Genomic DNA, 8654 nt, shown 5'->3' with positions numbered 1-8654 from the left:
GCTTCGCTGCCTCGACGGCCTCGGCCGAGACGGTCACGTCCTTCATCAGGTGCTACTTCCTTGATCGGGAGTTACACCGTTCTTTGTACAGACCCTGGGCGTTCCGCGTGGGCGTTCCACCGGGCCGACAGGCGGGGCGGAGTGCGGGACGACCTGCGGGCGGCGGGCCGACCGGCCGGGTTCCTCAGCGGCGGCTGAGGTAGGTGAGGACGGCGAGGACGCGGCGGTGGCCGCTGTCGGCCGGCGAGAGGCCGAGTTTGGCGAAGATGTGGCCGATGTGCTTGTGGACGGCGTTGTCGGTGATGACGAGCCGGGTGGCGATGGTGGTGTTGTCCTTTCCTTCGGCCATCAGGGCGAGGACCTCGCGTTCGCGCGGCGTGAGGGCGGCGATCGGGTCGCGGGCGGGCCGGGTGAGGAGCTGGCCGATCACCTCGGGGTCCATGACGGTGCCGCCGGCGGCGACCCGCCGCAGTGCGTCGGTGAACTCGCTCACCCGGCTCACCCGGTCCTTGAGGAGGTAGCCGACGCCGCCGCGGCCGTCGGAGACCAGCTCGCCGGCGTACTGCTGCTCGACGTACTGGGAGAGGACGAGCACGGGCAGGCCGGGGTGCAGGCGGCGGGCGCGGATCGCGGCGTGGATGCCTTCGTCGCGGAAGCCGGGCGGCAGCCGTACGTCGACGATGGCGACGTCCGGGCGGTGCTCGGTGACGGCGGCGAGGAAGCCGGGGGCGTCCGGGGTGATCGCGGCGACCTCGAAGCCCTTGGCGGTCAGCAGGAGTTCCAGCCCGTTGGCCAGCAGGACGTTGTCCTCGGCGATCACGACGCGCACGGCAGGCTCACGGTGATCGTGGTCGGGCCGCCGCCGGGGCTGTGCAGGTGGACGGTGCCGTCGAGCGCCAGGACGCGGTGGCGGATTCCGGTGATGCCGGTGCCCAGCGTCTCGTCGGCGCCGCCGACGCCGTCGTCGGTGACCTCGATCGCCAGCCGGTCGCCGTCGCGTGCGACGCGGACGGCGGTCCGGGTGGCCCGGCTGTGCTTGGCGGCGTTGGTGAGCGCCTCGGCGATCGTGAAGTAGGCGACGGCCTCGACCGCGGCGGGGACCGTGTCGAGGTCGCCGGAGCCACCGGAGCCGATGTCGAGGGTGGTGTCGATCGCCGAGCGGGACGCCAGCGCGGTCAGCGCCCCGGCGAGGCCGCGGTCGGCGAGGATCGGCGGGTATATCGTCCGGATCACCGCTCTCAGCTCCGTCATGGCCTCCTCGGTGTTCTCGTGCGCTTCCTCCAGGAGCCCGGCCACCAGCCCGGGGTCGTCGCTCAGCAGCTCACGGGCCACGCCCAGCCGCATCGCGATGGCCACCAGCCGGGCCTGGGTGCCGTCGTGCAGGTCGCGTTCGATCCGGCGGAGTTCCGCGCCGTGCGCGTTCATGGCGTGCACCCGTGTCTCGGTCAGGGTCTCCACCCGTTGTGCCAGCCGCGCGGCGGTCGAGGGGGACAGCAGCGCGACGCAGGTCCGGGCGTGCAGGCGGGCCAGCCGGGGAGCCAGCCAGTAGGTCAGGGCCGCGAAGGCGACGGCTTGTGCGGTCCCGAGGGTCAGCGCCGTGCCCCACCCGGTCAGGGGGACACCGGCGGCGAAGCCGCCCGCGCGGGTGCCGGCGGGCAGCGCCCACCACAGGGGCACCGTGACGGCCGTGGTCACGGCGTTGCCCGCGCACAACAGCAGGACGAGGCCGAACGCCAGGGCGGTCACGGTGCAGGCGCAGAGCCAGCCGAGGAGTCGCCACGGGCCGACCCGGACCGGGCCGGAGCGCGGAGAGCCCAGCAGCCGGTCGGCGCGGCGGCGGTGCCAGGACGCCCAGGAGCGGGCCGTGACCGGGACGGCGAGTACGGGCAGCGCCAGCACGGCGACCGCAGCGGTGAGCAGGCTCCCCAACAGGTAGCCCAGACCGCGCCACATCTCCGAAAGCCGACCGGCCCCATGGTGCTTCATCCGCACCAGTCTGGACCATGGGGGCCGGGCCGGGCATTACAGCCCACTACCCTCTTTTATGACGGGTGAGCGGTATCGTCCGGCCTCCCCACCCCGACCTAGCGTCAACGCCCATGACGACTTCACCGATGCGTGCCCCGCGGCGGCGCCACCGATCCGTCCGACGGAACGTCACGCTGGCCGCCGTCGCGGCCGTGACCCTCTCCACCGGCGCGCCCGCGGCGCCGGCCGCCCCGCAGTACGACGACCGGCTCCGGATCCGGCTCCAGCGCGACGCCGACGCGCTCACCGCGGTCGGCGCCACCGGAGTCCAGGCCCGCGTGGTCACCTCCGACGGCCGGAACCTGACCGCCGTCGGCGGCGTCGCCGATCTGACGGGACGCCAGCCGGTGCCCCGGAACGGCTACTTCAGGATCGCCAGCATCACCAAGACGTTCGTGGCCACCGTGACCCTGCAGCTCGCCGGCGAGAACAGGCTCTCCCTGGACGACCCGGTCGATCGGTGGCTGCCCGGCGTGGTGTCCGGAAACGGCAACGACGGTCGCGCGATCACTGTCCGCCAGCTGCTCCGGCACACCAGCGGCATCCATGACGACTACCCGGACTACACCTCGGCGGAGGACTTCCGGCAGCACCGGTCGGACGCGTACACACCCGAGCAGATCGTCGCCCGGGCGATGGCCCACGGCCCGGACTTCGACCCCGACACGGGCTGGAACTACAGCAACACCGGCTACGTCCTGCTCGGGATGATCATCGAGCGGGTCACCGGGCGTCCCTGGCACGAGGAGGTCGGGGACCGGATCGTCCGGCCGCTCGGCCTCGATCACACCTTCCACCCGGGTACGTCCCCCACCCTGCCCCGGCCGCACGCCGAGACCTACCAGAGGTTCGCGGCCGGCGAGCCGCTCGTGGACGTCACCGAGCAGGTCGGCTCGGGCACCAACGGCGAGGCCGGGCTCGTCTCCACCACCGCCGACCTCGACCGGTTCTTCGGCGCCCTGCTCGGCGGCCGGCTCCTGGCACCGGCGCAGCTGGCGGAGATGACCCGGACCGTCGAGGTCGGCGAGAAGTTCGAGCGGTTCATGCCGGGCGCCCGGGCCGGGCTGGGGATCTTCTCGCGCCGGCTGTCCTGCGGCGGGGAGTACTGGGGCCACGAGGGCGGTGACGCCGGGTGGATCAGCACCGCCGGCGTCACCGCCGACGGCCGGCGCAGCGTCACGGTCTCGCTGTCGGGCGTCCAGGCCGCCACCGACGGGGACGTCCTGCGGGTGGCGGAGGCGGAGAACAGGCTGGTCGACGACGCGCTGTGCACGAGTCCGAAGGCGGCCGGCCCCCAGCGCCGGTGACGTCCTCCGCGCGGACCCGTCCCCCGCGTCCCGCCCCGGAACGGCGTTCCCACCGGGCTGGTTCCGTCCGGCATGGACTTCTCCTCCGCCGGAACGGGCGGGCCGCGCCTGGACGCCGCCGCCCTGGCCCGCATCGAACTCGCCGACAACGTCCGGGGATCGCTGCCCTCGGCGGCGGACGCGGGACGGGCGGCCGCGCGCTTCCACGCCGCCGGGTGGCGGGTCCGGCGGTCGGGGTGGACCGAGTTCGAGGTGGAGAACGCGTTCGCCGAGCTGGAGCTGCTGCCGCTGGAGCCCGTGACGTTCACCGGGTTCGTGGACCCCGACCGGATCGACGTCCTTCTCGCGGCGCTGGCGGAGGCGGGCCTGTCCTTCGAGGTCGAGTTCACCGACGCGGACGAACGCGAGCACCTCCATCGCTCGGCCGACTATCCGGCATGACAAATGATTGTCAGGTTATCGACATGGGAAGGGGGCTGGCCACAGACCGCACCTCCGGAAGGACACCCGTGCACCGCACCACCCTCAGGACCACCACCGCCCTGCTCGCCACCGTACTCGCCGGAACGGTGCTGGGGGCCGCACCGGCCTGGAGCCGCCCCGCGGACGGCACCCCGCCGACCCGTCAGGTGGAGGTGTTCGCCGAGGACGGCGGCATCTCCCGCGCCCAGGCCCCGGCCGCCTCCCCCTACCTCGCCGGCCACCCCCAGGGCCTGGCGCCCGTGCAGGGGGACGGCGAGGTCACGGCACTGGTCCACAACGGCGAACCGGCCACCAAGCTGGACGTGGTGGTGATCGGCGACGGGTACACGGCGCAGGAGCAGGACAAGTTCCGTGCGGACGCGGACCAGAAGTGGCGCGAGATGACCTCCGTCGAGCCCTACGCCACCTACCGCTCACTGTTCAACGTCTGGGCGGTGAACGCCGTTTCCCCCGAGTCGGGCGTGACCGGGGACCCGGACCGGGCGACGGTGCGGCACACCGCGCTGGGCTCGTACTTCTGGTGCGACGGCGTGGAGCGGCTGCTCTGCGTGGACGAGAAGGCCGTCGAGTCGTACGCGGCGAAGGCCCCGCAGGCGGACCTGGTGCTCGTGGTGGCCAACACCGCCAAGTACGGCGGCGCCGGCTACAACGACGTCAAGTCCTCGGTCGGCTACGAGGGCATCGCCACCGTGGCGGGCGGCAACGCGAAGTCCGGGCAGATCGCGGTGCACGAGACCGGGCACTCGCTGGGCAAGCTGGCCGACGAGTACGCCTACGACGGCCAGGGGACGTACCAGGGCGACGAACCCGCCGAGGCCAACATCAGCACCCTGACCGCCGACCGGATGCGCGGCCAGGGCACCAAGTGGTCGCGCTGGCTGGGGCAGGCCTCGCCGGACGGCGGCACGGTCGGCACGTACGAGGGCGGCGGCTACTACCCCACCGGGCTCTACCGCCCGACCGAGAACTCGATCATGCGCTCACTCGGACGCGAGTTCAACCTGCCCGGGCGTGAGGCGATGATCGCGGGCTTCTACCGCCACGCCACCCCGCTCACCAGCCCCACCCCCGGCGGCAGCCGGCTCACCCCCGCGGACCGCCTCACCGTCGACCTGCCGGTGCCCGCCACCCGGCTCCGCTGGTACCTGGACGGGCGCGAGCTGCCCCGGCTGAACGGCCGCACCGCGCTGGACCTGGCCGAGCTCAAGCTGACCGGGCCGCGCTCCCGGCCGCACACCCTCACCGCCGTCGCCACCGACCCGACCCCGGCCGTCGCGGACCCGGCGCTGCGCGCGAAGCTGACCGCGAGCCTGTCCTGGGTGGTCACGCGCTGAGACGGGTCCTGGCGTGCCGTTCGACCGGACCGGCACCCGACGGAACCCCGCCCCGGCCCCTGGCACTCAAGGGGCCGCGGCGGGGGTCCGGTCGGGTCGGAGTTCCGGCCGGGCCTTCACAACATCCACCCGAGTTGAGCGGTTCGTGAGGCGGCCGTGACGACACCGTGCTAAAACCTTCGGCGGGCCGCAACTCCCGTTGTCGGCCCGCACGGTACCGCATGTCCCGTTGTTCCCGCGCCGGACCCCGTGTCCGGCCACGACCCTGGGAGAACCATGCCCACCGCACACGCGCACACCCGCTTCGCCCGCCTGCTGCTCGCCGCACTGGCCGCCCTCGCCCTCCTGCTCTCGGGCGCGGTCGCCGCGACCCCCGCGAAGGCCACCACCACCGGCCTCGACGGCTCCTGGGCCTGCGAGGTCCCGGCCGGGTACGTCTACGACCAGGTGTCGATGAACCGCAGCTGCAGCGGCGGCGGCAGCTGGAACTCGCCGCAGTTCCACCTGCGGACCCCGTACGACGGCCTGACGGCCTGTCGGAGCACGCCCGGCTTCGTCTACGACAACATCACCTGGGGTCTCGCCTGCAGCCAGATCAGCGGCGTGCAGTCCAACCAGTACCACCTGCGCAAGCCGGTCGACGGCCTGGTCGCCTGCGTGGGCACCCCGGAGTTCACCTACGACTACCTCGTCTGGGGCACCGCCTGCAACCTCACCACGGGCGGCGGCCAGTCCAACGCCTTCCACCTCCGCAAGCCGTACAGCGGCCTCTGGGCCTGTGACGTCCCCTACGGCTTCACGTACAGCACGACCACCCAGAACACCGACTGCAGCACCTACCGGAACACCCCGTCCACCAAGTTCCTGCTGCTCGGCTAGCGTTCCCGCCCCCACGAACGGTGCCGGTCTCCCCGCGGTTCGGGGAGACCGGCACCGTTCGTCGGGCCCGCTACGGCAGCGGGATGCGCACCACCTGCGGGTCGTGGTCGCTGAGCTGCGTGCTGAACTCGCTGTTGATGTGCACGATGTCGTAGCTGTACGCGGTGGCCGCGAGCGCGCCGGAGATCAGGATGTGGTCCAGCACCTGCGAGTTGCCCTCGTACACGTAGGTGTAGCGCTCGGGCAGCGGCAGGGTGCGCGGCAGGTCGGTGAGCGAGCCGCCGGCGGTGAGGATGTCGGCGGTCTGCGAGAACTCGAAGTCGTTGAGGTCGCCGAGCACGATGACCGAGGCCTTCGGGTCCACGGCCAGGATCCGGTCGGTGAAGTCCTTCACCACGGTCGCCTGGTCGTGGCGCTGGCTCTCCGAGGGGTGGGCCGGCTGCTGGTAGCGGCCGAAGAGGGGCTGGTCGCCGCCCTTGGAGTTGAAGTGGTTGGCGATCACGAAGACCGGCTTGCCGTTCCAGCGGAACTCGCCGGCCAGCGGCTTGCGGCTGGAGTTGAACGCCGCGTTGGCGGGGTCGATCCGTCCGGGCGAGTAGGCCAGCTGCGGCGTGCCGCCCGCGTTCACCACGGAGTCGGCGGTGGTGGAGCCGGCGCCGGGGCGGTCGGTGAAGGAGAGGCCGCGGTCGGTGCGGTACAGGAACACCTGGCGGATGTTGCCGCCGGGCTGCCCGCCGTCCTGGCCGTCCACCGGGTCGATCTCGCGGTAGGAGTAGGAGGGCCCGCCGGCCGCGGTGACGGCCGCGGTGAGCTTGGCCAGGGTCTGGGTGGCGCTCACCGTGCCGTCGCTGGTGGCGCCGCTGTTGTCCTGGATCTCCTCCAGGGCGACCAGGTCGGGCGAGCGCAGGTTGGTGACGATGCCCGTCGCGAGGCCGTCGAACTTGCTCTGCGGGTCGGACGGGGCGAGGTTCTCCACGTTGAAGGTCGCGACGGCGAGCTGGCCGGCCGTCGGCGCGGCGGTGACCTCGGGGGTGGTGGTGCCGGGGGTGACCGTCGGGGTCGCGGTGACCTGGAGGGTGAAGTTGCCGAAGGCGTAGTCGAGGACGCCGACGGTGGCGCCGGTCAGGGTGTCGCCGACGTTGGCGGTCGGGGTGGGGGCGAGCGCCTTCCCGAGGACGACCCGCTCCGGGTTGCCGTCGTTCGCCTGCAGCAGGATGCCGCCCCGGTTGGTGCGGGTGCCGCTGCCCTGCGGGACGACGGAGAGCTCGCCGTACTTGTTGGTCGGGCCGACCACGGCCGCGTCGTCGATCTCGACCCGCATGCCCTCCAGGGACTCCCAGAAGTCCAGGCCGTCGGTGGCGGGCTGGTAGTTCCCCGCGGTCTCGACGTCGCCGGAGGTGACGCCGGAGATGACCGCGGACGGGGGCACCCGCCCGCCCTGGCCGACCAGGGTGGCGGCGGGCAGCGGCGCGTTGTGGGCGACCACCGTGACGGCGGGCGCGGTCAGTTCGGTGATCGACAGGTTGGTGGTGCCGCCGGTGCCGCCCGGGCGGAACTGGCTGACGGTGGCACTCACCGTGACCGAGTCCCCGACCGCGACCGAGGGCGCGCCGGAGGTGTAGACGTAGACGCCCTCGCTGGTGCCGGGGTCGTTGTCGGGCTGCGGGTCCTGGTACCAGAAGCCGTTGGGGCCGACGGCCGTCACCACGCCGGGCACGGCGCTGACCGCGCTGCCGGCCAGCGGGGAGACCCGGGCGGCGCCCTGGATGTCGTGGATGCGGGTGCCGCCGGGGTTTCCGCCCCCGCCGGTGGAGGAGTTGCGCGGCGCGGGCGAGCCGATCACGAAGTCCGTCGCGTTGTTGTCGGTGTCGGTGGCGCCGCCGCCCGCGCGCAGGGCCGCGGTGCCGTTCGACAGGTTGCCGGTCGGCGAGCCCTCGGCGGAGCCGGCGCCGCTGCCGTAACCGACGAAGTCCTTCACCCCGGACTGGGTCGCGCAGCCGGTGGAGCAGGTCAGCGCCGTGCCGTTGGTGACGAGGGCGATCTTGCCGGAGGTCGCGGACATCGCGATCGTGCCGGTGGCGTCCGCCGTCGGCAGCGCGGCGCCGGTTCCGGCCCCGGCGGCCTCCTGGACGAGGAAGTAGTGGCCGGGCGCGATCGTCCCGGAGAGGGTGGTCCGCGACCAGCTGGACCCGGTGGCCGAGGCGTACTGCACCGTCCAGCCCGTGACCGACACCGGCGTGGTGCCGCGGTTGTACAGCTCGACGAAGTCGTTGGCGTACGGGGCACCGGAGTTGCCGCCACCGCCGTACACCTGGCTGATCACGATGTCGGGCGACGCCGCCTGCGCAACGCCGCCGGGCAGCGCCACCAGCGCCGCCACCACGGCCGCGGCGGAGACCGCCGCCGGCGTCCGGCGCCGCACTCGCGCCGCACTCTGGGTGATCCGGGGGTTCAAGGTGCTCCGCATGAGGCTTCCTCCTGACCACCGTCCGGGCTCGTGGCCCGGCGGTGTGACCACGGACAAGAAAGGTCGGGCGCTGCGGTTCTAACAGCGCCACCAGATCCCTACCGGGCGCATCGGGCAACGGCCAGACGTACGGCGGAAGAACGTTTCTACGCGCGA

7 protein-coding genes are annotated in these 8654 nt (G+C 72.9%); 4 read left to right on the top strand and 3 right to left on the bottom strand.

Going from position 1 to position 8654, the window contains the following annotated elements:
• Positions 1-184: 184 nt before the first annotated feature.
• Entirely contained in the window at positions 185-829 is a 645-nt protein-coding gene (locus ACGFSC_RS06675; protein ID WP_359915162.1) for a response regulator transcription factor, read from the bottom strand.
• Positions 817-1986 (bottom strand): histidine kinase, encoded by a 1170-nt coding sequence (locus ACGFSC_RS06670; protein WP_359915164.1) that lies wholly within the window; start codon positions 1984-1986, stop codon positions 817-819. The genes ACGFSC_RS06675 and ACGFSC_RS06670 overlap by 13 nt, the downstream gene beginning before the upstream one ends.
• Positions 1987-2099: 113 nt before the next feature.
• Here ACGFSC_RS06670 and ACGFSC_RS06665 point away from each other — a divergent pair, with 113 nt between their 5' ends.
• From ACGFSC_RS06665 to ACGFSC_RS06650, 4 genes are all read left to right on the top strand, one after another.
• Positions 2100-3335, top strand: a complete 1236-nt coding sequence (locus tag ACGFSC_RS06665; protein WP_359915166.1) for a serine hydrolase domain-containing protein — start codon at positions 2100-2102, stop codon at positions 3333-3335.
• A gap of 72 nt (positions 3336-3407) precedes the next feature.
• Positions 3408-3776 carry a hypothetical protein gene (locus ACGFSC_RS06660; RefSeq protein ID WP_359915167.1) on the top strand — a complete coding sequence of 123 codons (369 nt, stop codon included), beginning with the start codon at positions 3408-3410 and terminating at the stop codon, positions 3774-3776.
• A 68-nt stretch (positions 3777-3844) separates the two neighbouring features.
• Positions 3845-5152: a M64 family metallopeptidase gene (locus ACGFSC_RS06655; RefSeq protein WP_359915168.1), complete on the top strand. Its 1308-nt coding sequence runs from the start codon at positions 3845-3847 to the stop codon at positions 5150-5152.
• A gap of 276 nt (positions 5153-5428) precedes the next feature.
• The gene (locus ACGFSC_RS06650) at positions 5429-6031 is read left to right on the top strand and encodes a hypothetical protein (protein ID WP_359915169.1); all 603 of its coding nucleotides are present in this window, start codon (positions 5429-5431) and stop codon (positions 6029-6031) included.
• Positions 6032-6101: 70 nt separating this feature from the next.
• On the opposite strand, the gene ACGFSC_RS06645 is transcribed toward ACGFSC_RS06650, so the two are convergent.
• On the bottom strand, positions 6102-8498 hold the full coding sequence (locus ACGFSC_RS06645) for a lamin tail domain-containing protein (protein WP_359915171.1): 2397 nt from the start codon (positions 8496-8498) through the stop codon (positions 6102-6104).
• Between the last annotated feature and the right edge of the window lie 156 nt (positions 8499-8654).

This window comes from Kitasatospora sp. NPDC048715, assembly GCF_043198905.1.
GTDB classification, from domain to species: Bacteria; Actinomycetota; Actinomycetes; order Streptomycetales; family Streptomycetaceae; genus Kitasatospora; species Kitasatospora lactacystinica.
Note: the sequence above shows the minus strand (reverse complement) of the source record. Positions and strands in the feature narration are given on the sequence as shown.

Bases quoted from the DNA above. Each gene is read 5' to 3' on its own strand.
- ACGFSC_RS06670 (WP_359915164.1), bottom strand. From the start codon at position 1,986: ATGAAGCACCATGGGGCCGGTCGGCTTTCGGAGATGTGGCGCGGTCTG.
- ACGFSC_RS06665 (WP_359915166.1), top strand. From the start codon at position 2,100: ATGACGACTTCACCGATGCGTGCCCCGCGGCGGCGCCACCGATCCGTC.
- ACGFSC_RS06660 (WP_359915167.1), top strand. From the start codon at position 3,408: ATGGACTTCTCCTCCGCCGGAACGGGCGGGCCGCGCCTGGACGCCGCC.
- ACGFSC_RS06650 (WP_359915169.1), top strand. From the start codon at position 5,429: ATGCCCACCGCACACGCGCACACCCGCTTCGCCCGCCTGCTGCTCGCC.
- ACGFSC_RS06645 (WP_359915171.1), bottom strand. From the start codon at position 8,498: ATGCGGAGCACCTTGAACCCCCGGATCACCCAGAGTGCGGCGCGAGTG.